Raw genomic sequence first — 25,131 nt, forward strand, 5'->3', positions numbered from 1 at the left:
AGGACGTCAGTCGCGACCCGTGAGGCCCCACGCGTCCTCGGACTCGTCGCCGTCGGCCTCGACGACCTCGAGCCCGCGGTTCGCCTCCGCCTCGGCCTCGGCGACGAGGTCGCGCTGCGGCGCCGGCGCGGGCGGCGCGTCGCCGCGCAGCGACGCCAGCACCGCCGCGAGGCCGTCCGGCGGCACGAGCACGTCGCGCGCCTTCGAGCCCTCGGAGGGGCCGACGATCTCGCGGCTCTCCATGAGGTCCATGAGTCGACCGGCCTTCGCGAAGCCCACGCGCAGCTTGCGCTGCAGCATCGACGTCGATCCGAACTGCGTCGTGATGACGAGCTCGGCGGCGGCGCACAGGTCCTCGAGGTCGTCGCCGATGTCGGCGTCGATCTCCTTCTTCGCCGCCACCTCCTCGACGTCCTGGCGGTACTCCGGCTGCGCCTGGCCCGTGACGTGCTGCACGACGCGCGCGATCTCGGCCTCGTCGACCCACGCGCCCTGCACGCGCATGGCCTTCGACGCGCCCATCGGCAGGAAGAGGCCGTCGCCCTGGCCGATGAGCTTGTCGGCGCCCGGCTGGTCGAGGATGACGCGCGAGTCGGTGACCGACGACACCGCGAACGCGAAGCGCGACGGCACGTTCGCCTTGATGAGGCCCGTGACGACGTCGACCGAGGGGCGCTGCGTCGCGAGCACGAGGTGGATGCCGGCGGCGCGCGCGAGCTGCGTGATGCGCACGATCGAGTCCTCGACGTCGCGCGGCGCGACCATCATGAGGTCGGCGAGCTCGTCGACGACGACGAGCAGGTACGGGTACGGCTTGAGCACGCGCTCGCTGCCCGGCGGCAGCGCGAGCGATCCCTCGCGCACGGCGGCGTTGAAGTCGTCGATGTGGCGGAAGCCGAACGACGCGAGGTCGTCGTACCGCATGTCCATCTCCTTCACGACCCACTGCAGCGCCTCCGCCGCCTTCTTGGGGTTCGTGATGATGGGCGTGATGAGGTGCGGCACGCCCTGGTAGGCGGTGAGCTCGACGCGCTTGGGGTCGACGAGCACCATGCGCACCTCCGACGGCTTCGCGCGCATGAGGATCGACGTGATCATCGAGTTCACGAACGACGACTTGCCCGAGCCGGTCGAGCCGGCGACGAGCAGGTGGGGCATCTTCGCGAGGTTCGCGACGACGAACCCGCCCTCGACGTCCTTGCCGATGCCGATCGTCATGGGGTGCGTCGACGTCGTGGCGCGCTTCGAGCGCAGCACGTCGCCGAGCTTCACGGTCTCGCGGTCGGGGTTCGGGATCTCGACGCCGATCGCCGACTTGCCCGGGATGGGCGCGAGGATGCGCACCTCGTTCGAGGCGACGGCGTAGGCGAGGTTGTTCGAGAGCGCCGTGACGCGCTCGACCTTGACGCCCTGGCCGACCTCGATCTCGTAGCGCGTGACGGTCGGACCGCGCGAGAAGCCCGTGACGCGGGCGTCGACCTTGAAGTTGTCGAGCACGCCCGTGATGGCGGCGACCATGTCGTCGTTCGCCTGCGAGCGCGACTTGCCGGGCTCGCCCTGGTTGAGCGACTGGATGCTCGGCAGGCGGTACGGGCGGTCGGTCGGCGGGCCGGCGAGGGGCTGCATGCCCTCGGGCTCGACGGGCTCGGGCTCGAGCGCGGGCGTCTCGGCCGTGATGCGGCGCACGGCCTCCTCGGCGTGCTCGAGGTGCCCGAGCACCTCGGTCTCGTACGCATCCTGGTCGGCCCACTGCTCGAGCACGCTCGTCGCGTCGTCGGAGGCGGCGATGGGTGCGGGGCCCGTGAGCTCGCCCGTGCCACGGTCGACCATGACGGGGGTGTCGTACGCGGGGTCGACCTCGCGGCCCGTCGCGTTGCGGCGCCAGAACGGCAGGGACTCGTCGTCGCCGCCCTCCTCGGTGTCGCCCTCGCGCTCGGCGCGGGCCGCGAGGCGCTCGGCACGGCGGCGCTCGCGCTCGTCCTCCGTCTCGGGGTCCATGCCGAACAGGTAGCGGTACAGGTCGCCGACGCGCTGCACGATGCGGTTCGGCGGCGTCGCCGTGATGACGAGGATCGAGACGGCGATGAGCAGCGCCGCGACGACGCCGGCGCCGGGCAGCTGGATGAGCGCCGCGATCGGGGTCGCGACGAGCCAGCCGAGGATGCCGCCGGCCGTCGAGACCGCGGGCAGGCCCGCCGACGCCTGCGGCGCGCCGAGCGTGACGTGGCACAGCGTCGCGACGGACACGAGCAGCATGACGAGGCCCACGCCGACGCGGCCGTTGTCGGCGACCGACGCGGGGTGGCGGAACATCCACAGCGCCAGCAGCGCCAGCACGACGGGCAGCGCGAGCGCGACCTGCCCCAGCAGGCCGCCGAACGTGTAGTCGCTCAGCGCGCCCGTGACGGGGTTGGCAGGCAGGATCCACTCGACGACGCCGCCGGCGATCGCGAGCAGCGTCAGCAGGAACGGCACGCCGTCGCGGCGCTCCTCCTTCGCGAGCGACTCGCGACCGAAGACGCGGGCGGCGCCGCCCGTGAGGTGCGCGAGCCCCATCCAGGCACGTGCGAGCGCTCCGGGGCGCTCCTCGGCGGCGGGCAGGACCTTCGTCTGCGCACGCGTCGACGACGTGCTGCGCGAGGACGTCTTCGAGGACTGCGTCTTCGAGGTCGCGCGCTTGGCGGCAGGCGTGCGCGTCGGCTTCGTGGTGGCCATGGCGTCACGGTAGCCGCGAGGCGGCGCGCAGCCCGTGAGGCGCACCGTGCCGCGCCACGACTCCCCGGTCGTGGCGCGGCAGACGGCGCGTGCGACGCATCAGAACCGGATGGCGTCGATGACCTTCGACCGCACGGCGACGACGGCCGGGATGATGCCGGCGATCGCGCCGACGGCCGTCGCGACCGCGAGGCCCACGATCGCCGCCCACACGGGGAAGGCGGGCAGGTCGCCCGGCAGGCCGAGCGGGATGACCTGCTCGACGAGCAGCAGCCGGTACGCGAGGACGACGACCATGATGCCGACGACGCCGGCCACGACGGTGCCGACGACGGACTCGAGCATGACGCCGACGAACACGCGCGACAGGCTCGCGCCGAACGCTCGGCGGATGCCGAGCTCGCGCACGCGATGCCGCACGGTGATGACCGCGATGTTCACGAGGCTCAGCGCGCCCAGCAGCAGCACGACGCCCGAGATGCCCAGCAGGATCTGCTGCACGAACGCCGTCGGGTCGCCCGCCTCGTCGAAGTACGCCGCGTAGTCCTGTCGGTACGAGTCGACCTGCGCGTCGGGGAAGGCGCCCTGCAGGTCGCGCGTGACCATCGTCTGCACGGCATCCGCCGACTCCTCGGGCACCCACATCTCGATCGTCGGCTGCGCGTACGCGGGGTCGGCGCCCGAGATGGCCGCCGCCGTGTCCGGCAGCGCCCACAGGTACGGCCACCCCTGGTACATCGGGCTGTCGATGACGCCGACGACGACCGCCGTGCGCCCGTCGGGCAACGCGATCGTCGGGTGCTGCGCGGCCGACGCGAACCCGAGCATGTCCATGACGTACTGGTTCACGACCACGGGTGGCGCGAGCCGCTCGGCGTCCGACTCGACGAACCAGCGCCCGTCGGTCACCTCGACGCGATGCATCGCCTGGTAGTCGACGCCCACGCCCATCACCTGGGCGTCGGTGCGCACGTCGCCGAGCTGCACGGAGCCGCCGAGGTACGTCACGGGGCTCATGTAGCGGATGTCGTACCGCTCGGCGATCGCCTCGGCCTCCTCGACGAGCGCGTCGGCGTCGATCGGGTCGCCCTCGAGCGAGTACGCCGAGAAGCCGAACGTCGCGGGACGTCCCGACGACTGCTCCATCGACTCGATCGACGTCTGCCGCACGATGTCGCCCATCGCGACCGACGCCGTGAGGGCCGCGACCGCGACGGCGACGCCGACGAGGCTCAGCATCACGCGCACGCGGTGGATGCGCAGCTGCGCGACCGCCTCGACGAACGTCGCTGCGATCACCCTCATGCGGCGACCTCCGCGACCTGCTCGGCCGGCGACAGCACGCCGGCATCGAGGCGGTGCATGCGCTCGGCGCGCGCCGCGACGTTGACGTCGTGCGTGATCGTGACGAGCGCCGCCTGCGAGTCGCGCGCCACGGACTCGAGCAGATCCATGATCTGGGCGCCCGTCTCGAGGTCGAGGGCGCCCGTGGGCTCGTCGGCGAGGATGAGGCGCGGCGAGCGCACGAGCGCACGAGCGATCGCGACGCGCTGCTGCTCGCCGCCCGACAGCGTCGTCACCTGCGAGTCGGCGCGGTGGCCGAGCGAGACGCGGTCGAGCATGTCGCGCGCGAGCCGATCGCGACGCCAGAAGTGCGTGCCCGAGCCGTACAGCAGCGGCATCTGCACGTTCTCGAGCGCCGTGAGCCCCTCGATGAGGTGGAACTGCTGGAAGACGAACCCGACCGCGAGGGCCCGGAGCCGGTCTCGACGGCGCGCGGACATGAGCAGCACGGGCTCGTCGTCGAAGCGCATCCTGCCGGTCGTCGGCTGGTCGAGCAGGCCGAGGATGTTGAGCAGGGTCGACTTGCCCGAGCCCGACCGGCCCACGATCGAGACGCGATCGCCCGCATCCACCTCGAGGTCGATGCCGCGCAGGATCTGCAGCGGCGGCGCGTCGGGCAGGGCGACGTGGCGCGTGACGCCCTCGAGCGACAGCAGCGTCACGGCACGACCTCGCCGCACGCGATCGGGTCGTACGTCATCGACATGGGGTCGGCGCACGGGTCGTCGAGCGGCTCGCCGCCCGGCACGAACTGCATGACCTGCTCGCCGTCGGCGAGGCCGCTGCGGATCTCGATGACCTGGCCGTCGGTGAGGCCCAGCTCGACCTGCACCTCCTCCTGCGCGCCGTCGGCGCCGATGCGCACGACGCGGCCGGTGTCGGCGCTGCCGAGCACCGCGGTCGTCGGCAGCGTGAGCACGTTCTCGGCGACGCCGCCCGCGATCGTCACGTCGGCCGCGAGGCCCGAGAAGACGCGCACCTCGGCGGGCACCTGGCAGCGTGCCGTCGCCGTCGAGACGCCGGCCGACCCCTCGCCGCCGGGCGTGCCGCCGCCCGAGCCCGTCGACGGCTGCAGCACCTGCAGGCCCGTGCACGTGAACGGCGCGGGGCCGCCGGGGATCTGCACCTGCGCCTCGGTCGGCTGCGTCGTGAGGCGGTACTGCTCCTGCGCCGTGAGCGGCGCGTCGACGTGGAACGTCGCCGGCTGGACCGAGCCCGTCTCGGTGCCCACCTGCAGCTCCTGGTTCAGCAGCACCTCGAAGCCCGTCAGCACGCCCGCCGCGGGCGACGTGATCGTGAAGAGCCGCACCGTCGGGGCCGGCAGCGATCCGTCGGCGTTCGGCTGCGTCGGCTGCGTCTCGACGCGCACGACGTACAGCTCGCTGCCCGCCGAGACGCCCTGGCCGTTCGACGCGAGGATGCGCGACACCGTGCCGGTCTGCGTCGAGCGCACCGCCACGGCGTCGTCGGGCAGCACCTGGCCCGTCAGCGACAGGTCGTTGCGCACCGTGCCGACGGTGGCGGCGACGAGCGGCTCCTCCATCGACGCCGTCGGCGGCAGGTCGACGCCCGCCTCCGACGCCGACGCGTCGGGGAAGAACGCGACCTTCACGAGCGCGACGGCGATGACGGCGAAGACCGCGAGGCGCAGCACGGGCCACACGACCGTGCGCCACACGCCCGGCCCGCGCGACTGCCGCTCGGCCCGCTTCGAGGCCTTGCGCTCTGCGGCCTCGAGGCGGCGCTGGGCCGCGGCGGCCCGGCGATCGTCGGCCGCGTGCTGCGGCCGGTCCTCGGGCGTCGTCGCCCCATCCGCCTCGTCGATCCGACCGTCGTCAGCGCTCATGCTCGCCTCGCTCCTGGCACGCGCGTTCGGCGGGCCAGGAGCGAGGCTATGGGCGCGCCCTGCGAGCCCGCCTCATCCGTACGGACGAGAACGGGTCACGCTTCGGTCACGGCCGGGTCAGGCCTCGATGACGACGGGCACGATCATCGGCCGGCGGCGGATGCGCGTGCCCACCCAGCGACCGACGGTGCGGCGCACGGTCTGCGAGAACTGGTGCGTGTCGCGCACGCCCTGGCCGGCGGCCTCCTCGAGCGCCTTCACGATCTTCGGGCGGATCTCGTCGAAGATCGAGTCGTCCTCGGCGAAGCCGCGCGCGTGGATCTCGGGGCCGACGACGCACTTGCCCGTCTGGGTCTCGATCGCGACGAAGATCGAGATGAAGCCCTCCTCGGCGAGGGTGCGGCGGTCCTTGAGGTCGGCGTCGTCGAGGCGACCCACCGACGAGCCGTCGACGTAGACGAAGCCGATCTCGACCTGGCCGGCGACGCGGATGTCGCCGTCCTTCATGTCCCAGACGGTGCCGTTCTCGCCGACGAACGCACGCTCGGTCGGCACGCCCGTCTGGCGCGCGAGCGACGCGGCCGCGTGCAGGTGGCGGAACTCGCCGTGCACGGGGATGACGTTGCGCGGGCCGAGGATGTTGTAGCAGTACAGGAGCTCGCCGGCCGAGGCGTGGCCCGAGACGTGCACCTTGGCGTTGCCCTTGTGCACCACGTTGGCGCCGAGCTTCATGAGGCCGTTGATGACGCGGTAGACGGCGTTCTCGTTGCCCGGGATGAGGCTCGACGCGAGGATGACGGTGTCGCGCTCCCCCACCACGATCTGGTGCTCGCCGTTCGCGATGCGCGACAGCACGGCCATGGGCTCGCCCTGCGAGCCCGTCGACATGAAGACGATCTTCGACTCGGGCAGGTCGTGCGCCTTCTTGGCGTCGATGAGCACGCCCTCGGGCACCGTGAGGTAGCCGAGGTCGGCGGCGATGCCCATGTTGCGCACCATCGAGCGCCCCATGAACGCGACGCGGCGGCCGTGCGCGTGGGCGGCGTCGAGCACCTGCTGCACGCGGTGCACGTGGCTCGAGAACGACGCCACGACGACCTTGCCCTGGGTCGCGGCGATGACCTGCTCGAGCACGGGGCCGATGCCCCGCTCGGGCGCGGTGAAGCCCGGCACGTCGGCGTTCGTCGAGTCGACGAGGAACGCATCCACGCCCTCCTCGCCGAGGCGGGCGAACGCGCGGAGGTCGGTGATGCGGTCGTCGAGCGGCAGCTGGTCCATCTTGAAGTCGCCCGTCACGAGCGCCATGCCGGCCTTCGTGCGGATCGCGACGGCCAGCGCGTCCGGGATCGAGTGGTTCACGGCGACGAACTCGAGGCCGAACGGCCCGAGCTGCTCGGTCTCGCCCTCGCGCACCGTGTGCGTGTAGGGCTTGATGCGGTGCTCCTTGAGCTTCGCCTCGACGAGCGCGAGCGTGAGCTGCGAGCCGATGAGCGGGATGTCCTGGCGCAGCTTCAGCAGGTACGGCACGGCGCCGATGTGGTCCTCGTGACCGTGCGTGAGCACGACGGCCTCGACGTCGTCGAGGCGGTCTCGGATGGGTCCGAAGTCGGGCAGGATCAGGTCGACGCCCGGCTGGTGCTCCTCGGGGAAGAGCACGCCGCAGTCGACGATGAGCAGACGACCGTCGATCTCGAAGACCGTCATGTTGCGGCCGACCTCGCCGAGGCCGCCGAGCGGGATGATGCGAAGGGTGCCGGGCTCGAGCGGAGCCGGCTGTGCGATGGCCGTCATGGGCCTCCTCGTGGTGTCAGCGCGTCGTGCCGTGGACCTTCGGCAGCGCGCCACCCGCAGCCGCGTTCCGGTCGGGCCGGAAGCGGGAGAGGTCGAGGCCGTCGATGTCGCGCACCAGCGCGATCTCGTCCTCGATGAGCGCTGCCTCGGAGTCCTCGGGACCGACGAGCGGCAGGCGCACGCGCGGCGAGCCGATGCGGCCGAGCGCGTGCAGGATGTACTTGGTCGCGACCGTGCCAGGCACGTGCGTCATGGTCGCTCGCACGAGCGGCTCGAGCGCCTTGTGCTGCGCCTGCGCGGTGTGCAGGTCGCCGGCGTTCACGGCGTCGATGATCGTGCGGTAGGGGCGTGGGGCGATGTTCGCCGTCACGCCGATGAGTCCCACGGCGCCCACCGCCAGGTGCGGCAGCACCATGGCGTCGTCGCCGGAGAAGTAGAGCAGGTCGGTCTGGTTGAGCACGCGGCTCACCTCGGCGAGGTCGCCCTTGGCGTCCTTCACGGCGAGGATGTTCGGGTGCTTCGCGGCGCGCAGGATCGTCTCGTACCGGATCGGCACGCCGGTGCGGCCGGGGATGTCGTAGAGGATGACGGGCAGGTCGGTCGCGTCCGCGATCATGCGGAAGTGCGTGAGCAGGCCCGCCTGCGTCGGCTTGTTGTAGTAGGGGGTCACGATCATGACGCCGTCGGCGCCGGCCTGCTCGGCCTGGCGGTACAGGTCGATCGCGTGGGCGGTCTCGTTCGAGCCACCGCCCTGGATGATCTTCGCCCGGTTGCCGGCCACCGACTTCGCGACCTCGACGAGCTTGATCTTCTCGGGGTCGGTGAGCGTCGACGTCTCGCCGGTGGTGCCCGAGACGACGATGCCGTCGGCACCCTGGGTCACGACGTCGTCGATGAGTCGCTCGACGCCCGGCCAGTCGACCTCTCCGTCGGCCTGCAGCGGCGTGACGAGGGCGACCAGGACCTGGCCGAAGGGGTTGTGGATCACGCCCACCAGGCTATCGCGGGTAGCGTCGCCGCATGATCGCCCTCGTGCTGCCCGCTCACGACCGCCGCGACTCGTGGCTCGAGAGCGTGCGGGAGTTCGCCGGCGCGACGCTGCACGGCTACGCGACGTTCGGCTTCGAGGCGGATGCGCTGGCCGATTCGGCGACGTTCGACCGTTGGCTCGCGCGCGAGGTGGCGCAGCGCACGGAGGGGCAGGACGGCTTCGTGCCCGCGACGGTGTTCTGGATCGTCGACGACGCCGCGCCGGAGCGCGTGCTCGGGTCGATTCACCTGCGCCACGAGCTGAACGACTGGCTGCTCGCCGACGGCGGGCACGTCGGATACGGCATCCGCCCGTCGGCACGCGGCCGGGGCGTCGCGACCGCGGCGCTCGCGCTCGTGATCGACGAGGCTCGTGTCATGGGCATCGACCGGCTGCTGCTCATCTGCGACGCCGACAACCCGGCGTCGCGCGCCACGATCGTCGCCGCCGGCGGCGAGCTCGAGGACGTGCGCGGCGCGTACGAGCGGTACTGGATCAGGCTGACGTGACGCGCGTGAGCGTGCGGAAGCGGTAGCGCAGGCCACCCTTCGACTCGTGCCAGCCGTCGACGGGGTCGAGCACGAGGGTGGCCCACTCGGGGCCGAGGTCGGGTGCGGTCGTGTCGCCATCGAGGGACGCGTCGATCTCGGTCAGCTCGATCGTGTCGGCGAGCGCGAGCGCCTGCCGGTAGACCTGGCCGCCGCCGATGATCCAGATCGTCTCGGCGTCGTCCTCCTCGGCGACGATCCGCGCCACCTCGAGTGCGGTCTCGAGCGTCGCGACGACCGTCGCGCCCTGCGCCTCGTACGACGCGTCGCGCGAGATGACGACGTTCGTGCGGCCCGGCAGGGGCCTTGGCGGCGTGCCGAACGACTCCCACGTGCGGCGCCCCATGACGACGGGCGAGCCGAGCGTGATGCGCTTGAACCGCTGCAGGTCCTCGGGCAGCCGCCACGGCATGTCGCCCCCCGCGCCGATGACGTGGTCGTGGGCCTCGGCCCAGATGAGGCCGACTCGCTGGGTCACGGTCGGCCTCAGACGGCGACGGGCGCCTTGATGCCCGGGTGGTGCTCGTAGCCGACGACCTCGATGTCGTCGTACTCGTAGTCGAGGATGCTGTCGGGCTTCCGGGCGAACCGCAGCGTGGGCAGCGCGAACGGCTCGCGGCTCAGCTGCCGCTCGACCTGCTCGACGTGGTTGTCGTAGATGTGGCAGTCGCCGCCCGTCCACACGAGCTCGCCCACCTCGAGGCCCGTCTGCTGCGCGAGCATGTGCGTGAGCAGCGCGTACGAGGCGATGTTGAACGGCACCCCGAGGAACATGTCCGCCGAGCGCTGGTAGATCTGCAGCGACAGACGACCGTCGGCGACGAAGACCTGGAAGAACGCGTGGCACGGCGCGAGCGCCATCGACGGGATGTCGGCCGGGTTCCACGCCGAGACGATGAGCCTGCGCGAGTCGGGGTTCGAGCGGATCTGCTCGACGAGCTCGGAGAGCTGGTCGATCGACTCGCCCGACGGCGTCGGCCACGAGCGCCACTGCACGCCGTACACGGGGCCGAGGTCGCCGTCGGCGTCCGCCCACTCGTCCCAGATCGTCACGCCGCGCTCCTGCAGCCACCGCACGTTCGAGTCGCCGCGCAGGAACCACAGCAGCTCGAGCGCCACCGACTTGAAGTGCACGCGCTTCGTCGTGACGAGCGGGAAGCCCTCGGCGAGGTCGTAGCGGAGCTGACGGCCGAACACGCTGCGCGTGCCGGTGCCGGTGCGGTCGCCCTTCGCGACGCCGTTCGCGAGGACGTCGGCGAGCAGGGTCTCGTAGGGCTGGCTCATGATGGCTCCCAGTGTGGCACCGACGCCCGACGCTCGGTCGCGACGCGCCCTCAGGCGCGGCTGAGGCGGATCGCCTCGCGCGCCGCCTTGCGCGCACGGCGACGGTCGCGGGCGGCGTCGTACGCCATCGAGAGGCGCAGCCACGACTCCCACGACTCGGGATGCGCCTCGACGTCGGCCTTCGCGACGGGGAACGCCTCGTCGGCCGCATCCTTGTCGGCCCGTCCGCTCGGTGCCTTCGGCAGCGGCGTCGGCATGCCGCCCGCCGCATCCAGCCGCCGCACGAGCCGATCGAGTTGCACGCCGAACACGAGCTCGGTCACGAGCGCCCACGCGCCGATGCCCGCGAGCACCACGAGCGCGATGCCGAGCCCGATGCCGAGCGGCTCGCCGCTGCCCATGAGCTGCACGGCCCACGAGCCGGCGAGGCCGATGTAGAGCGCCAGGACGGCGCCCATGACCCACGCGAACGCGCGGCTCACGCGGGTGCCTGCAGGCCGAGGAGGTCGTCGAGGCCCACGACGACGCCCGCGGGCGCCGCGGCGCGCAGCGCGAGCAGGATGCCGGCGGCGTACGCGTCGTGCCCGAGCGTGTCGTGGCGGATCGTGAGGGTCTCGCCCGTGCCGCCGAGGATGACCTCCTGGCGCGCGCTCACGCCCGGCAGGCGCAGCGCATGCACGGGGATGCCGGCCACGAGCGTGCCGCGACCCGGCTCGTCGGGCGTCGGCGCCACGACGGCGCGCACGGCGCCGATGGCCTCGGCCGTGCGCACGGCGGTGCCGCTCGGCGCATCCACCTTGCGCTCGTGGTGCGTCTCGACGATCTCGATCGCGCCGAGGTGGCGCGCCGCGATCGTCGCGAGATGCGTGCCGACGACCGAGCCGATCGAGAAGTTCGGCACGACGCGCACGCCCGTCGCGCCGGCGTCGCGCAGCGCGTCGACGCGCGCCGCGCTCCAGCCGCTCGTGCCGACGACGATCGGCACGCCCTGCGCGACCGCCGCGTCGACGATGCGCTCGGACGCGGCGAGGATCGTCGCGTCGAACGCGACGTCGACGTTCGCGAGCTCGAGGCCTCCCCGCGGGTCGAGCTCGACGACCTCGAGGTCGTCGGCCGAGTCGATGGCGGCAACGGCGGCGGCGCCGAGCCGTCCGCTCGCACCGAGGACGCCCACGCGCAGCATGAGCCGAGCCTACCGGCGCACGGTGGCCCGCCAGGACGGCGCTAGCGTGGCCACGTGCTCACGCTCCACGACGCCTCCCCCGACGACGCCGACGCCCGCGCCCTGCTCGACGCGTACATCGCCGATCGGGTCGCGACCTGGGCCGACGACTCGCGGCCGTACCAGCCGAAGACGGCGCCGACCGAGCAGCTGACGCCCCCGAACGGCGCGCTGCTCGTCGCGCAGCTCGACGGCGCGCCCGTCGGCGTCGGCGGCGTGCGCCGCATCCCCTCCGACGAGGGCACGTGGTTCGAGGTCAAGCATCTCTTCGCCTCCCCCGCCGCGCGCGGCCACGGCGTCGGCAAGACCCTGCTCGCCGCGCTCGAGCAGCGGGCGATCGCGCTGGGCGCGACCGACGTCGTGCTCGACACGAACGACTCCCTCGCAGCGGCAGGCGGCCTCTACCTCGCCGCGGGCTTCCAGCGCGTCGAGCCGTTCAACGACAACCCCAACGCGAACGCCTGGTTCCGCAAGCGCGTCTGACGCTCGCGCGCCCGATCCCGGGCGGATCCGGTCAGACCGGCAGCGCCGTCGGCATGCCCGTGCGCAGCTCGACGGGCAGGTGGCCCAGGTCGTTGTGGCACAGCAGCTGCGGCGGACGCCCCGCGCGCATGTGGATGACCGTGAGGCCGCCGTTCGCCTGGTTCAGCGTCATCCACTTCCAGTCCGGCGCGTCGAGCACGTGCCGCACGAACCAGCCGATGACGAAGTTGTGGGTCACGAGCAGCACGTCGCTGCGCTCGCCGCGCGGCGTGAGCCACTGCTCGACCGCGTCGGCCATCTGCGCCTTGCCCGCCTCGACCTCGGCGTCGGTGACGCCCGAGAAGAACGACTGGTACGAATGCGGCATCTCGGGGTCGACGCCAGACGGGATGCAGTCCATGAGCAGGGCGTGGGGCGAGAACTCCGTCGCGGGCAGCCGCTCGTGCATGACGCGCGCCGTGTGCTCGGCGCGCACGAGCGGCGAGTGGTACGCCTCGGTGAAGCCGACGCCGCTGAGGCGGTCGGCCACGAGATGCGCCTGGCGCACGCCGCGTGCCGACAGGGGCCCGTCCTCGACGCCGTGCTCGGCATCCTGCTGCTCGCCGTGACGGACGAGGTACAGATGATGCGGCACGTCGATCCTTCCTTCGCTGCTCGCGCTCCGTCGCGCGAACGACCTCGCACACCCTACCCGCGCGACCCGTGCGGATCGCCCAGGGTGACGTGCATGCGGGCCGGATGCGCCCGAGGCGCTCGCGTCAGGCGAGCCCGGCGAACGCGTCGGCGCGCACGGGACCGACGGCGGCGACCGAGCGGCGGCCTCCCGCGAGCTCCGCGGCGATGGCGCGCACGTCGTCGGGCGTGACGCGGTCGACGAGGGCCAGCACGGTGTCGAGGTCGGCGAACTCGCCCATCGTCAGCTCGGATCGGCCGAGGCGCGACATGCGCGAGTCCGAGTCCTCGAGCGCGAGCGCGCTCGCGCCGGCGATCTGCCCCTTCGCGCGCAGCAGCTCCTCGTCGGTCACGCCGTCGGCCGCGAGACGGTCGAGCTCGCCGAGCATGATGCGCGCGACCTCGCCCGCCTTCGCTGGCGTGCAGCCCGCGTACATGCCGAACGAGCCCGCATCCGAGTACAGCGACGAGTACGAGTACACCGAGTACGCCAGGCCGCGGCGCTCGCGCACCTCCTGGAAGAGGCGCGACGACATGCCGGCGCCGAGCACGGTGTTCATCACCGACATGTGGGTGCGACGCCGGTCGGAGGCGAGCAGGCCCGGCATGCCGATCATGAGGTTGACCTGCTCGAGCGGGCGGTCGATGACCTCGATGCCGCCGCCCGAGATCGTCGCGGCGTCGGTGACGCGACGCGCACGGGGCGTCGCCGCCTCGTCGGACCAGCCGCAGTCGGCGAGCGCCCGCTGCACGAGCGCGACGAGCTCGTCGTGGTCGACGGCGCCCGCGACCGTCACGACGAGGTCGCGTGCGCGGTAGTGCTCGCGGTAGTGCGCGGCGACGTCGTCGCGCGACACGGCCTTGATGGTCTCCTTCGTGCCGCCGATGGGCCGGCCGAGCGCGTGGTCGCCGTAGACGAGGCGCGCGACGAGCTCGCCGGCGACGTCGCCCGGGTCGTCGTCGGCCATCGCGAGCTCCTCGAGGATGACGCCGCGCTCGCTCTCGAACTCGTCGACGTCGAGCAGCGACGACGTGACCATGTCGGTGAGCACCTCGACGGCCATCGGAAGGTCGCGGTCGCGCACCTTCGCGTAGTAGCAGGTGTGCTCCTTGGCGGTGAGCGCGTTGTGCTCGCCGCCGACGGCGTCGAACGCGACGGCGATGTCGAAGGCCGTGCGGCGCTGCGTGCCCTTGAAGAGCAGGTGCTCGAGGAAGTGCGTCGAGCCGTACGTGACGGGCTGCTCGTCGCGCGAGCCGACCGGCACCCAGAAGCCCACCGTGACGCTCGACGCGCCCGGCACGTGCTCGCTCAGCACGCGCAGGCCCGTCGGCAGCACCGTGCGGCGCACGAGCGCACCGCCCGATGCGGCGATGGTGGTGTCCGGGGACTCGAGCGGCAGCGGCACGGGGGCAGACATGCTCCCCAGCCTACGTTCGCGACGGCGTCTCGCCGGACGCGTCCGCCGACGGCGCAGCGCCCGGCGGCCCCGACGTCAGGGCGTCAGGCGTCGGCGAGGAAGGCGTCGACCTCGGCGCTCGACGGGATGGATGCCGTGGCACCGACGCGCGTGACCGAGATCGCCGCGGCAGCCATGGCGCGACGCGCGGCCTCGTCGAGGCTCGCGCCGTCGGCGAGGGCCGCCGCGAGGTAGCCCGAGAACGTGTCGCCCGCGGCGGTCGAGTCGACGGCGTCGACGACGTGGCCCGCGAGCATGCGCGCGCCGTCGGCGTCGACGAGCACGGCGCCCGCCTTGCCGAGCGTCACGATCGCCGCGTCGACGCCGCGATCGAGGAACCAGCGCGCCGCCTGCTCGGCGCTCGCGGCATCCGTCACCTCGACGCCCGTGAGCAGGCCCGCCTCGTGCTCGTTGGGCTTCACGAGCGCCACGTGCTGCCAGATCGACTCGGGCAGCGGTGCCGCCGGTGCGGGGTCGAGCACGACGCGGATGCCGCGCGCGTGCGCGCGCTCGGCCGCGGCGAGCACGACCTGCTGGTCGACCTCGAGCTGCAGCAGCAGCGCCGACGCGTCCGTCGCGTCGATCGCCGCGTGCGCCTGCTCGACCGAGAGGGCCGCGTTGGCGAGCGGCACGACGACGATCGAGTTGTCGCCGCCCGCGACGCGGATGTGCGCGATGCCCGTGCCGCCCTCGACCGTGGCGACGCCCGCGACGTCGACGCCCGCCTCGCGCAGCCCGTCGAGCGCGACGTCGGCGAACGCATCCGAGCCGACGCAGCCGACCATCGTCGTCGCAGCCCCCGCGCGGGCTGCGGCGGCCGCCTGGTTCGCACCCTTGCCGCCGAGGCCCGTCTCGAGCGCGGTGCCGGTGATGGTCTCCCCCGCCTGCGCCATGCGATCCGCGACCACGGTCACGTCCACGTTGATGCTGCCGACGACGATGACGCTCATGCGTTCGAGCCTACGGCGCTGCGGGCATCGTCCGGACACGACGAAGGGGGCGCACCCGCAGGTGCACCCCCTTCGCTCGGGACCGGACTACTCCGCGGCGGGAGCGTCCTCGGCCGGCGCCGCAGCAGCCGACTCGTCCTCGACGAGCTCGAGCGACAGCTTGCCGCGGTCGTCGACCTTCGTGATCGTGACCTGGAGCTTCTGACCGACCGACACGACGTCCTCGACGGCCTCGATGCGCTTGCCGTCGTTCAGCGGACGCATCGCGGTGACGTGGAGCAGACCGTCGCGACCCGGCATGAGCGAGACGAACGCGCCGAACGACGCGATCTTCACGACCGTGCCGAGGAAGCGCTCGCCGACCTCGGGGTTCGAGGGGTTCGCGATCGCGTTGATCGCAGCGCGTGCGGCCTCCGCGGACGGACCGTCGACGGCGCCGATGTAGACGGTGCCGTTGTCCTCGATCGAGATCTGGGCGCCCGTGTCGTCCTGGATCTGGTTGATGACCTTGCCCTTGGGGCCGATGACCTCGCCGATCTTGTCGACCGGGATGTTCACGCTGATGACGCGCGGCGCCGTGGGCGCCATCTCGTCGGGCGTGTCGATCGCCTGGTTGAGCACGTCGAGGATCTTCGTGCGCGCCTCCTTCGCCTGCGTCAGCGCGCCGGCGAGGACCGAGGCGGGGATGCCGTCGAGCTTCGTGTCGAGCTGGATCGCCGTGACGAACTCGGGCGTGCCCGCGACCTTGAAGTCCATGTCGCCGAGGGCGTCCTCGGCACCGAGGATGTCGGTGAGCGCCGCGTAGCGGGTCTCGCCGTCGACCACGTCGGAGATGAGGCCCATCGCGATGCCCGCGACGGGTGCGCGCAGCGGCACGCCAGCGTTGAGCAGCGAGAGCGTCGAGGCGCACACCGAGCCCATCGAGGTCGAGCCGTTCGAGCCGAGCGCCTCGGAGACCTGGCGGATGGCGTAGGGGAACTCCTCGCGGCTGGGCAGCACGGGCACGAGCGCACGCTCGGCCAGGGCGCCGTGACCGATCTCGCGGCGCTTCGGGCTGCCGACGCGGCCCGTCTCGCCCGTCGAGTACGGCGGGAAGTTGTAGTTGTGCATGTAGCGCTTCGAGGTGACAGGCGACAGCGAGTCGATCTGCTGCTCGAGCTTCAGCATGTTCAGCGTCGTGATGCCCATGATCTGGGTCTCGCCGCGCTGGAAGATCGCCGAGCCGTGCACGCGCGGGATGACCGCGACCTCGGCGTCGAGCGCGCGGATGTCCGCGAGCCCACGGCCGTCGATGCGCACGCCGTCGGTGAGGACGCGACCGCGCATGGCCTTCTTCGTGACGGCCTTGTAGGCAGCCGAGACCTGCGGGGCGATCGACGCGTCGAGCTCGCCCGCCTCGATCTTCGCGTTGACCTGCTCCTTGACGCGCTCCTTGAGGGCGTCGTCGGCGTCCTGGCGCTCGATCTTGTCTGCGATCTGGTAGACCGCTGCGACGTCCGTCGCGGCGATCGCCGAGACGGCGTCGAAGGCCTCGGGCGAGTACGGCGGGAACAGCGGGTAGTCGCGCGTCGGCTTGGCAGCCGTCTTCGCGACCTGCTGCTGCGCCTCGACGAGCTGCTTGATGAAGGGCTTCGATGCCTCGAGACCCTCGGCCACGACCTCCTCGGTGGGGGCCTGCTGGCCGCCCTCGATGAGGTGCCACGACTCGTCGGTCGCCTCGGCCTCGACCATCATGATCGCGACGTCGCCGTCGTCGGTCACGCGGCCGGCCACGACCATGTTGAACACGGCGTGCTCGAGCTGCGAGTGCTTCGGGAACGCGACCCACTGGCCGTCGATGAGCGCGACGCGCACGCCACCGATCGGGCCCGAGAACGGCAGGCCCGAGAGCTGCGTCGACATGGACGCGGCGTTGATCGCGAGCACGTCGTAGAGCTCGTCGGGCTCGATGGCGAGCACCGTGATGACGACCTGGACCTCGTTGCGGAGGCCCTCGACGAACGTCGGGCGCAGCGGGCGGTCGATGAGGCGGCACGTGAGGATCGCGTCGGTCGACGGACGGCCCTCGCGGCGGAAGAACGAGCCCGGGATGCGACCCGCGGCGTACATGCGCTCCTCGACGTCGATCGTGAGCGGGAAGAAGTCGAAGTTGTCCTTCGGGTGCTTGCTGACGCTCGTCGCGCTCAGCAGCATGGTCTCGCCGTCGATGTACGCGGCGGCCGAGCCCTGCGCCTGCTGGGCGAGGCGGCCGGTCTCGAAGCGGATGGTGCGGGTGCCGTGCTTGCCGTTGTCGATGACGGCTTCGGCGAACGTGATCTCAGGACCTTCCAAGGTCTCTCTCCTCCTGTGCCCGATCCGCGGGCACGACAGACAGGTCGTGCGCAGCCTGATCCGTCGGAGTGGTCATCAGTGGTGGACGTCGAGACCTGCGGCCTCGGCATCCGCCACCAACGACCAGCCTTCCGGTCGTGACGGCGCACGCGGCCGCAGTCCTGCGGCCATCGGGAGCCTATCAGCCGGCACCCCGCCGAGCCCGGGATCTCCAGGCGGCGCGGCGAGCCCGCACATGCGACGAGGCCCCGCATCCCTTCCGGGATGCGGGGCCTCGCGTGCAGATACGGTGTCCTGCCGGGGGTCTCTAGCGGCGCAGGCCGAGACGCTCGATCAGCGAGCGGTAGCGCGCGATGTCGATGTCCTGGAGGTAGCCCAGGAGACGACGGCGCTGACCGACGAGGAGCAGGAGGCCACGACGCGAGTGGTGGTCGTGCTTGTGCTCCTTGAGGTGCTCGGTCAGGTCCTTGATGCGGCGCGACATGAGCGCGACCTGCACCTCGGGGGAACCGGTGTCACCCTCGTGGGTGGCGTACTCGGCGATGATCGCCTGCTTGACCTCAGAGGCAAGGCTCATTCGGTCTCCTCTCTCCTGTCGCAGCGCGGCGCCCGACGCTGGATGCGTGAGCTCTCTGGTTCCGCGGCCGATCGACGGCAACCTGTCGAGTGTAGCAGCGTCTCGGAGGCCTCGGCAGCGCGAGGAGTCGGGCGTCACCAGCCCTGCGTGCCGCCCTGCTGCGGCGGCTGCACGGGCGCCTGCTGCTGCGGGGGCTGCGGGGCGACGAACGGCGGCGCGACCTGCGTCGGTGCGGCGTTCGGCTGCGCCGGCGCGGAGCCGCCGACCGCCATGGCGTACTGCCAGCCCTGCTGCCACGGCTGCGCCTGCGCGCCCGGTGCGGTCGCGAAGCGCTGCGAGTGCGGCGTGGAGCCCTGGATCGGTGCGGGCAGCTGCTGGCCGACCCCGACCTGCACGGGCGCTCCCCCGCCGACGGTCGCCATGTACGAGCGCAGCGCGGCGACGTCGCCGAGCAGCCTCGCCTCGTCGGCGACCGGGCGCAGCTTCTCGCGGCCGATGATGGCGCGCTGGCGGTTGGCGGCCAGCCTCGTCGCGATGCGGATGTAGGCCTGCATCGCGCGCTGCAGCCCCTTGCGGCGTGCCCACTGCGTGAGGCTCAGGCGGCCGTCGGACGACGAGAGCATGCGCGACTCCTCGTTCGAGAACCAGCCGGCCTCCGCGTACTCGTCGAGCCGCAGGCGGGTGAGGCGCGCCTCGAATCGGCGCAGCATCACGACGAGCAGCAGGGCGCCGATGCAGATCGGCACCTGCACGAGGCCGTAGTAGATGAAGAACCCGAGCATGCCTGCCGGCACCCAGAACGACGCGCTGTTCCACAGCGCGTGCAGGAACATCGAGACGCCGAGCCCCACGGGCAGGGCGAGGAGGATCCAGAGGCGCGACGAGCGTCGGGCGGCGAAGCCGAGCGCGAGCCCCACGCCGACCGCCGTGAAGATCACGTGCGCGAGCGGGCTCATGATGCCGCGGAGGAAGAAGATGAACGACGCGTCGCCGACCTCGGCGAGCTCGCGACCGAAGTAGAGGATGTTCTCGGTGTAGGCGAAGCCCGCCGCCGAGAAGCCGGCGATGACGAAGCCGTCGATGGGGCCGTCGAAGTGCTTGCGCACGAAGAGGAACATGACGACGACCGGCACGGCCTTCCAGAGCTCCTCCGTGAACGGCGCCTGGATGACGGGGCCGTAGAACGAGTAGACGGCCTGCGCGGTCGAGGCGCCGCCGGACTCGACGAGGTCGCGCAGCGCGGGGAACGCCGGCGCGAGGATGCCGTAGATCGTGTCGGCGAACGCAGGCACCGAGAGGATCGGGACCGCGAGGAACGGCTGCAGCACCGCCTCGTTGAGCAGCAGCGTGAGCAGCACCGCCATCGTGCCGCCCCACAGCACCGACAGCCACAGCGCGACGCGCGGCTCGGGCTCCCAACGGTCGAGGCCCAGGAGCGCCCACACGACGAACGCGAGCGGGAAGAGGCCGAGGAAGCCCGCGATGGGCACGGCGAAGCCGAGCCCGAAGACGACGGCGAGCATGAAGAGCGTGACGACGCTCGCGAGGCCGAGGGCGGCGACGCCGACGATGCCGAGGATGAGGCCGGTCGACGACGGCTTCGAGAGCGCCGGCATGGGCGGCGCCTGCGGCGCGACGAGCTGCTGCGGGGCAGGCTGGTAGCCCGGCTGCTGGGGGGTCTGCGGCGGCTGCGCGAGCGTCATGCGGCCATGCTAGGCCGAGGAACCCGCCTGTTCGCCGGGAACGCGGCGCGCGTCGCCTGCCGGTCGACGCGCGCCGCGCGGCGGCTCAGGCGCGGTCGTGCTCGGCGAGCATCTCGGGCGTGATGACGGGGATGGCCTGCGTGGCCGGGTGCAGCCCCGACAGTCGTGCGGGCTCGAGCAGCTTCGTGACGCGCTCACGATCCATGAGCCCCGCCTCGACCACGAGGTCGGCGATCGACTTGTGCGACGTGAGCGCCTCGTGCGCCAGCGACGCCGACGCCGTGTAGCCGATGTACGGCGTGAGCGCCGTGACGACGCCGACCGACGAGCCGACCATGGCGTCGAGCCGCTCGCGGTTCGGCTGGATGCCGTCGATGCAGTTGATGCGCAGCGTGAGGCACGCCTGCGTCATCCAGTGCAGGCTCTGCAGGATCGAGTGGGCGATGACGGGCTCGAAGGCGTTGAGCTGCAGCTGCCCGGCCTCCGACGCGGCCGTGACCGTCGCATCCGAGCCGATGACGGCGAACGCGACCTGGTTCACGACCTCGGGGATGACGGGGTTGACCTTGCCGGGCATGATCGACGACCCCGCCTGCTTGGGCGGCAGCAGGATCTCGCCGAAGCCGGCCTGCGGTCCCGACGACAGCAGTCGCAGGTCGTTGCAGATCTTCGACAGCTTGACGGCGCAGCGCTTGAGCGCCGCGGACACCGACATGAAGACGCCCGTGTCGCTCGTGGCCTCGATGAGGTCGGCGGCCGTGACGATGGGCAGGCCCGTGAGCTCGGCGAGGTGGCGCCCCGCCGCCTCGGCGTAGCGCGGGTCGGCCGTGATGCCCGTGCCGATCGCGGTCGCGCCGAGGTTGACCTCCGACAGCAGGCCGATGGTCTCGTCGAGCCGGTCGTAGTCCTCGTCGAGCGTGACGGCGAAGCCGCGGAACTCCTGGCCGAGCGTCATGGGCACGGCATCCTGCAGCTGCGTGCGCCCGACCTTCAGCACGTCCTGGAACTCGACGCCCTTCGCATCGAACGCGTCGATGAGGAGGCGCAGCTCGGCGAGCATGCGGCGCAGCGTGAACGCCATCGCGACCTTGATCGACGTCGGGTACGTGTCGTTCGTCGACTGCGAGCGGTTGACGTCGTCGATGGGGTGCAGGTGCTGGTAGTCGCCCTTGGCGAAGCCCAGCTCGACGAGGCCCGCGTTGGCGATGACCTCGTTCGTGTTCATGTTCGTCGACGTGCCGGCGCCGCCCTGGATGACGCCGACCTTGAACTGGTCGTGCAGCTCGCCTGCGCGGATGCGGCGGCACACGTGGTCGATGAGGTCGGCCTTCTCGGGGTCGAGCGCGCCGATCTCGCGGTTCGCGCGCGCCGCCGCCTGCTTCACGACCGCGAGCGCGTCGACGAGGTCGGAGTACACCGAGATCGACCGACCCGTGATGGGGAAGTTCTCGAGCGCCCGCTCGGTGTGGATGCCCCAGTAGGCGTCGGCCGGCACGGGCTTCTCGCCCAGCGAGTCGCGCTCGATGCGCACGGGTCCGTCGACGACGTGCTCCCCCATCGGTGCTGGCTCGAGCTTGTATGCGGGCGTGTCGGTCATCGGCTCCAGCGTTCGTCGGATCGGCGCCGCGAGCGCTCCATCGCGCTCGCTGGGACGACCACGAGCCTAGCGTCGCGCCCAGGCGCCGGCTCGTATGCTCGCTTGCATGCGTGGCCTCTCCGTCGTCCCTCTCGCCCTCGTGCTCGCCGTGACGCTCGTGGGCTGCAGCGACGGCGGCGACGAGGCGGCGCCGAGCTCGTCGGCGCCGACGAGCGTCGCGCCCGACGGCCCGGGCGCGCCGTCGGCGACGCCCGACGCGGGCGGCGTGGATGCGCCCATCGCGCAGGAGGACATCCCCGGCTGCGAGGAGATCGACGCCGTGCTGCTCGCAGCCCTGCCTGCGGGATCGACGGCCGACGCCGCCGGCCAGTCGTTCGACGACCCGTCGGTCGACGTCGAGGGCTCGTGCGGCTACCGCGCGAACGGCGCGCTCGTGCAGGTGACCGTGTCGGCCATCCCGTTCACGGACGACGAGCTCGCGGCGCTGTCGACGGGCCCGACCGTGCGGGCGAGCGCCACGGGCGACGCCGCGGGCCTGCTCGTGATGACGAGCGACGAGATGGGCGACGACGCCGAGTGGCTCAACGGCTCGGTGCTCGCGTTCGACGGCGCGGTGTCGGTGAGCATCACGGCGCGCGATCAGGGTGGCGAGCGCACCGTCGTGCCGGAGGCGCTCACGATCGGCGCCGCGACCGACGCCGCCGTCGCGGTGCACGACCTGGTCGGCTGATGCCCGCGGCGCGGACGGTGGCAGGCGACCTCGGCCGCTTCGCCGCCGACCTCGCCGTCTCGATGCGCAGACTGGCGGCGCGCGGCCTGCCGGAGGTGCTCGCGATCGAGCTCGCCGCCCGCATCCTCGGCACGCTGCTCGTCGCCGTCGCGGGCTCCGTCGGCGCGACCTCCGCGGTCGGCGGGCTCGCGCTCACCGCCGTGACGGCGCTCGTGCGCATGGTCGCGATGATCCTGCAGATCCTCGTGCTGCTGCGGGCGATGCGGTCGACGCCGCCGCCGCTCGAGGGCTCGGCGCGCCTGCAGTCGGCGCTCGCGGGGCTCGCGGCATCCGTGCTCCCCGCGTTCCTGCTGCTCACCGCGTGGGGGCTCTTCACCGACGACCTGCGCGAGTACGCGCTCACGGCGCTGTCGGCGATCGACTGGTTCCAGGAGGGCGCGGGCGTCGGCGCCGTGCTCGACGTGCCGGTCGACGTGCTCTCGATCGGTCTCCTCGTCGGCTGCCTCGTGCTGCGCGGCGTGCTGCGCCGCTTCGAGCGCCGGGGCACGCGGCGCGGCGTCTCGGTCGCGACGCTCGTGCTCGAGGGCCTGTGGACCTTCCTCGCCGTGTCGATCCTCGCGCGTCTGCTCGGCATGGCCGGCGACTGGTTCGCGACGACGCGCCTCGCGAGCGGCGTCGACGACGTGCGCGCCGCGATCGACGGCGTGATCGGCGGATGGCTGCTGCAGACGTGGGAGGCGGTCGGCGAGGTGTGGCACACGGTCTCGCTGCCCCTCGTGTGGCTCACGCTCGTCGGCATCGTGCTGCTCGGCGCCCGGCCCGAGCTGGCGCCCGAGCCTGCCGAGCCGCCGCGGCCGGCGCGCTGGTGGCTGCGACTGCTCGAGGCGCTGCCGTCGCCGCTCGACGACCTGCTCGAGGAGCTCACCGACGACCTGCACGACCGCTGGGTGCCGATCGTCGCGACGCTGCGGCAGGTGTGGGGCGCCGGCCTCGTGCCCCTCGGCGCCGCCGTGCTCGCCTGGCACGTCGTGCACGTGGCGGCGTCGTGGCTCACTGTCGCGCTCACGCACGCGCTCGGCGGGCAGCCGCAGCAGCTGGCGGAGGCCGTCGCGAACGTGGGCGGGGCGCTGGGCGACTCGATCGTCGCCGTGCTGGGCCTCGTCGTCTCGGTCGCGGCGCTCGACGCGCTGCGGCTGCGGGCCGTGCCCGAGGCCGCGGGTCAGAGCGTGAGCGGCACGCCCAGCCAGATCGGCTCGCCGCCGACGAGCAGCCTCGCGTCGGACACCGAGCCTGCGGGCACCACGAACCCGACGACGCCCGACAGCGAGCCCTCCTCGGCGTAGCAGCTCGTGACGTCGGTCGCCCCGCCGTCCCACAGCCACTGCGACCGCACGCCGTCGACGGTCGCCTCGAGCCGGTACGTGCACCACGCGAGCAGGTCGTCGGCGTCGTCGACGCGCAGGTCGACCACGACGACCTGCGACCCCGCCGGCGCGTCGGCGTAGCCCGCCTCCTCGCTGTCGGGCGCGACGATCCTCGCCGACCCGATCGTGAACGCGGGGCCGCCGACCGTGTGCGCCGTGCCCTCGACGCCCGCGACGACGACGACGGGCTCGCGCTCCATCCAGCTCGTGACGGGCTCGGATGCGACGAGCACGGCGAGCCCGAGCGCGAGCGGTCCGATCGCGAGCGTCGCGACGATCCTCGACGGCCTCATCGCGACACGACCTCGATCGTCAGCTCGTCGACGACCGTCGGGTCGATCGAGAGCGGCACGACGACCTGCGGCTGCAGGTCGCCCTGGGCGTCGATGCCCATCGAGACCACGAGCTCGACCGTGCCGTCGGCGGCGAGCGCCGCCGGGTCGACCTCGAACACGAGGTCGCCGCGCACCGGGAGCCCGGCGGCGGGCTCGCTCTCGTCGAACGACGTCGGGCCCTTCGACGACGCGTCGTACACGCGGCCGTCGACGAGCAGGTCACGGGCGACGAAGTCCGTCATGCCGGTCCAGCCGATCGTCGCCTCGACGACCACGAAGACGCCGTTCGTCGTGCGCACCTCGTCGTCGACGACGATCGTCGCGGCGAGCTCGGCGTCGTGCACCTCGACCGACAGCGGCCCTGAGGTCACGAGCCCCGACCCAGAGGCCGAGAACGGGGCGTACCGCGCGGTGGGGCCCGGCTCGAGCCGGTCGACGCCGACGGCGAGCGCCGCGAGCGCCACCGCCACGAGCACCGCCGCGATGCCGCGCGCCGTCACGGCACGGCGTGCCGACGCCAGGCGGCTCACGGCATCCTCACGTACGCGACGGCGTGCTCGTCGTACGAGTTCGACCCGAGCCCGAACGCCGTCTCGTCGCGCGGCGTCCACGTGGCGTCGCGCACCTCGGCGCGCACGGAGCCCTCGATCTCGCGATCGACGACGAACTCGATGTCGAACGTGTCGGTGACGCCCGGCTGCGCGCTGTTCGCCGACACCCCGTCGACCGTGCCGTAGCCCCACAGCGCGAGGTCGCCGGCGTCGTCGACGAGGTGGAAGAGGTCGTCGTTGAGGATCGAGACCGGCAGGTGGCTCGTGATCGTCGCCGTGACGACGATGGCGCCGTCCTCGCCGTTCGCGAACGCCTCGATGGCGATGTCGGCCCGGCTCGTCTCGATCGTGTCGCCGAGGGCGACGATCGGCACGCGCTCGTCCTCGCGCGGGCCGAGGGCGCCCGTGAGCACGAGCGTGCCGACGATCGCCGCGACGGCGACGAGCGCCACGATGCCGATGCGCACGCGACCCGTCATGCAGCCGAGGCTAGCCGCCGCACCTCCACGCTCCGTGATCGACGGACGCGACGGATGACGAC

Annotated in this window: 23 protein-coding genes; 4 read left to right on the forward strand and 19 right to left on the reverse strand. The window is 72.4% G+C overall.

Features of this window, described 5'->3' with window-relative positions; translation table 11 throughout:
* Positions 1-6 precede the first annotated feature (6 nt).
* The 6 genes from BLQ67_RS02290 to dapA all read right to left on the reverse strand — a co-directional run bounded on the left by BLQ67_RS02290 (position 7) and on the right by dapA (position 8,684).
* The gene (locus BLQ67_RS02290) at positions 7-2,715 is read right to left on the reverse strand and encodes an FtsK/SpoIIIE family DNA translocase (RefSeq protein WP_092502068.1); all 2,709 of its coding nucleotides are present in this window, start codon (positions 2,713-2,715) and stop codon (positions 7-9) included.
* A gap of 99 nt (positions 2,716-2,814) precedes the next feature.
* Positions 2,815-4,020 carry an ABC transporter permease gene (locus tag BLQ67_RS02295; protein ID WP_092502070.1) on the reverse strand — a complete coding sequence of 402 codons (1,206 nt, stop codon included), beginning with the start codon at positions 4,018-4,020 and terminating at the stop codon, positions 2,815-2,817.
* Entirely contained in the window at positions 4,017-4,721 is a 705-nt protein-coding gene (locus BLQ67_RS02300) for an ABC transporter ATP-binding protein (protein ID WP_092502072.1), read from the reverse strand. Before BLQ67_RS02300 ends, BLQ67_RS02295 begins: the two co-directional genes overlap by 4 nt.
* The gene (locus tag BLQ67_RS02305; RefSeq protein WP_197674623.1) at positions 4,718-5,905 is read right to left on the reverse strand and encodes an efflux RND transporter periplasmic adaptor subunit; all 1,188 of its coding nucleotides are present in this window, start codon (positions 5,903-5,905) and stop codon (positions 4,718-4,720) included. The genes BLQ67_RS02300 and BLQ67_RS02305 overlap by 4 nt, the downstream gene beginning before the upstream one ends.
* Before the next feature lie 117 nt (positions 5,906-6,022).
* On the reverse strand, positions 6,023-7,696 hold the full coding sequence (locus tag BLQ67_RS02310; protein ID WP_092502074.1) for a ribonuclease J: 1,674 nt from the start codon (positions 7,694-7,696) through the stop codon (positions 6,023-6,025).
* A 16-nt stretch (positions 7,697-7,712) separates the two neighbouring features.
* On the reverse strand, positions 7,713-8,684 hold the full coding sequence (gene dapA, locus BLQ67_RS02315) for a 4-hydroxy-tetrahydrodipicolinate synthase (protein ID WP_231945134.1): 972 nt from the start codon (positions 8,682-8,684) through the stop codon (positions 7,713-7,715).
* Between the two features lie 32 nt (positions 8,685-8,716).
* Here dapA and BLQ67_RS02320 point away from each other — a divergent pair, with 32 nt between their 5' ends.
* Positions 8,717-9,235 carry a GNAT family N-acetyltransferase gene (locus BLQ67_RS02320; RefSeq protein WP_092502078.1) on the forward strand — a complete coding sequence of 173 codons (519 nt, stop codon included), beginning with the start codon at positions 8,717-8,719 and terminating at the stop codon, positions 9,233-9,235.
* Here BLQ67_RS02320 and BLQ67_RS02325 read toward each other — a convergent pair.
* Genes BLQ67_RS02325 through BLQ67_RS02340 form a run of 4 tightly spaced genes read right to left on the reverse strand, consistent with a single transcriptional unit; the run spans position 9,222 to position 11,741 of the window.
* Positions 9,222-9,752 (reverse strand): dihydrofolate reductase, encoded by a 531-nt coding sequence (locus BLQ67_RS02325; protein ID WP_092502080.1) that lies wholly within the window; start codon positions 9,750-9,752, stop codon positions 9,222-9,224. The genes BLQ67_RS02320 and BLQ67_RS02325 overlap by 14 nt on opposite strands.
* 8 nt (positions 9,753-9,760) lie before the next feature.
* The gene (locus BLQ67_RS02330; protein WP_092502082.1) at positions 9,761-10,558 is read right to left on the reverse strand and encodes a thymidylate synthase; all 798 of its coding nucleotides are present in this window, start codon (positions 10,556-10,558) and stop codon (positions 9,761-9,763) included.
* A gap of 50 nt (positions 10,559-10,608) precedes the next feature.
* Positions 10,609-11,040 (reverse strand): hypothetical protein, encoded by a 432-nt coding sequence (locus BLQ67_RS02335; protein ID WP_331711985.1) that lies wholly within the window; start codon positions 11,038-11,040, stop codon positions 10,609-10,611.
* A complete protein-coding gene (locus BLQ67_RS02340) occupies positions 11,037-11,741 on the reverse strand; it encodes a 4-hydroxy-tetrahydrodipicolinate reductase (RefSeq protein WP_092502084.1) in 705 nt (234 codons plus the stop codon). The genes BLQ67_RS02335 and BLQ67_RS02340 overlap by 4 nt, the downstream gene beginning before the upstream one ends.
* 54 nt (positions 11,742-11,795) lie before the next feature.
* Here BLQ67_RS02340 and BLQ67_RS02345 point away from each other — a divergent pair, with 54 nt between their 5' ends.
* On the forward strand, positions 11,796-12,263 hold the full coding sequence (locus tag BLQ67_RS02345; RefSeq protein WP_092502086.1) for a GNAT family N-acetyltransferase: 468 nt from the start codon (positions 11,796-11,798) through the stop codon (positions 12,261-12,263).
* A 31-nt stretch (positions 12,264-12,294) separates the two neighbouring features.
* On the opposite strand, the gene BLQ67_RS02350 is transcribed toward BLQ67_RS02345, so the two are convergent.
* The 7 genes from BLQ67_RS02350 to BLQ67_RS02380 form a co-directional block, all read right to left on the reverse strand.
* Positions 12,295-12,897 (reverse strand): histidine phosphatase family protein, encoded by a 603-nt coding sequence (locus BLQ67_RS02350; protein ID WP_092502088.1) that lies wholly within the window; start codon positions 12,895-12,897, stop codon positions 12,295-12,297.
* A 124-nt stretch (positions 12,898-13,021) separates the two neighbouring features.
* Positions 13,022-14,353, reverse strand: coding sequence for a M16 family metallopeptidase (locus BLQ67_RS02355; RefSeq protein ID WP_092502090.1), 1,332 nt, complete (start codon positions 14,351-14,353; stop codon positions 13,022-13,024).
* Positions 14,354-14,436: 83 nt separating this feature from the next.
* Complete coding sequence (locus BLQ67_RS02360; RefSeq protein WP_092502092.1) at positions 14,437-15,342, reverse strand: ribokinase; 906 nt, start codon at positions 15,340-15,342, stop codon at positions 14,437-14,439.
* Between the two features lie 87 nt (positions 15,343-15,429).
* A complete protein-coding gene (locus BLQ67_RS02365; protein ID WP_092502094.1) occupies positions 15,430-17,673 on the reverse strand; it encodes a polyribonucleotide nucleotidyltransferase in 2,244 nt (747 codons plus the stop codon).
* Between the two features lie 307 nt (positions 17,674-17,980).
* Positions 17,981-18,250: a 30S ribosomal protein S15 gene (gene rpsO / locus BLQ67_RS02370; protein ID WP_092502096.1), complete on the reverse strand. Its 270-nt coding sequence runs from the start codon at positions 18,248-18,250 to the stop codon at positions 17,981-17,983.
* A gap of 134 nt (positions 18,251-18,384) precedes the next feature.
* Positions 18,385-19,953, reverse strand: a complete 1,569-nt coding sequence (locus tag BLQ67_RS02375; protein WP_092502098.1) for a PrsW family intramembrane metalloprotease — start codon at positions 19,951-19,953, stop codon at positions 18,385-18,387.
* Positions 19,954-20,038: 85 nt separating this feature from the next.
* A complete protein-coding gene (locus tag BLQ67_RS02380; RefSeq protein ID WP_407922479.1) occupies positions 20,039-21,550 on the reverse strand; it encodes an aspartate ammonia-lyase in 1,512 nt (503 codons plus the stop codon).
* 106 nt (positions 21,551-21,656) lie between these two features.
* On the opposite strand from BLQ67_RS02380, the gene BLQ67_RS02385 reads away from it, so the two are divergent.
* Both BLQ67_RS02385 and BLQ67_RS02390 read left to right on the forward strand, forming a co-directional pair.
* A complete protein-coding gene (locus tag BLQ67_RS02385) occupies positions 21,657-22,280 on the forward strand; it encodes a hypothetical protein (protein ID WP_092502100.1) in 624 nt (207 codons plus the stop codon).
* The gene (locus BLQ67_RS02390; protein ID WP_092502102.1) at positions 22,280-23,623 is read left to right on the forward strand and encodes a hypothetical protein; all 1,344 of its coding nucleotides are present in this window, start codon (positions 22,280-22,282) and stop codon (positions 23,621-23,623) included. Before BLQ67_RS02385 ends, BLQ67_RS02390 begins: the two co-directional genes overlap by 1 nt.
* 370 nt (positions 23,624-23,993) lie before the next feature.
* On the opposite strand, the gene BLQ67_RS02395 is transcribed toward BLQ67_RS02390, so the two are convergent.
* Together BLQ67_RS02395 and BLQ67_RS02400 are read right to left on the reverse strand one after the other, a co-directional pair.
* A complete protein-coding gene (locus BLQ67_RS02395) occupies positions 23,994-24,569 on the reverse strand; it encodes a DUF4352 domain-containing protein (RefSeq protein WP_092502104.1) in 576 nt (191 codons plus the stop codon).
* A complete protein-coding gene (locus BLQ67_RS02400; RefSeq protein ID WP_092502106.1) occupies positions 24,566-25,069 on the reverse strand; it encodes a hypothetical protein in 504 nt (167 codons plus the stop codon). The genes BLQ67_RS02395 and BLQ67_RS02400 overlap by 4 nt, the downstream gene beginning before the upstream one ends.
* Between the last annotated feature and the right edge of the window lie 62 nt (positions 25,070-25,131).

Source organism: Agrococcus jejuensis, from assembly GCF_900099705.1.
In the GTDB taxonomy this organism is placed as follows: domain Bacteria; phylum Actinomycetota; class Actinomycetes; order Actinomycetales; family Microbacteriaceae; genus Agrococcus; species Agrococcus jejuensis.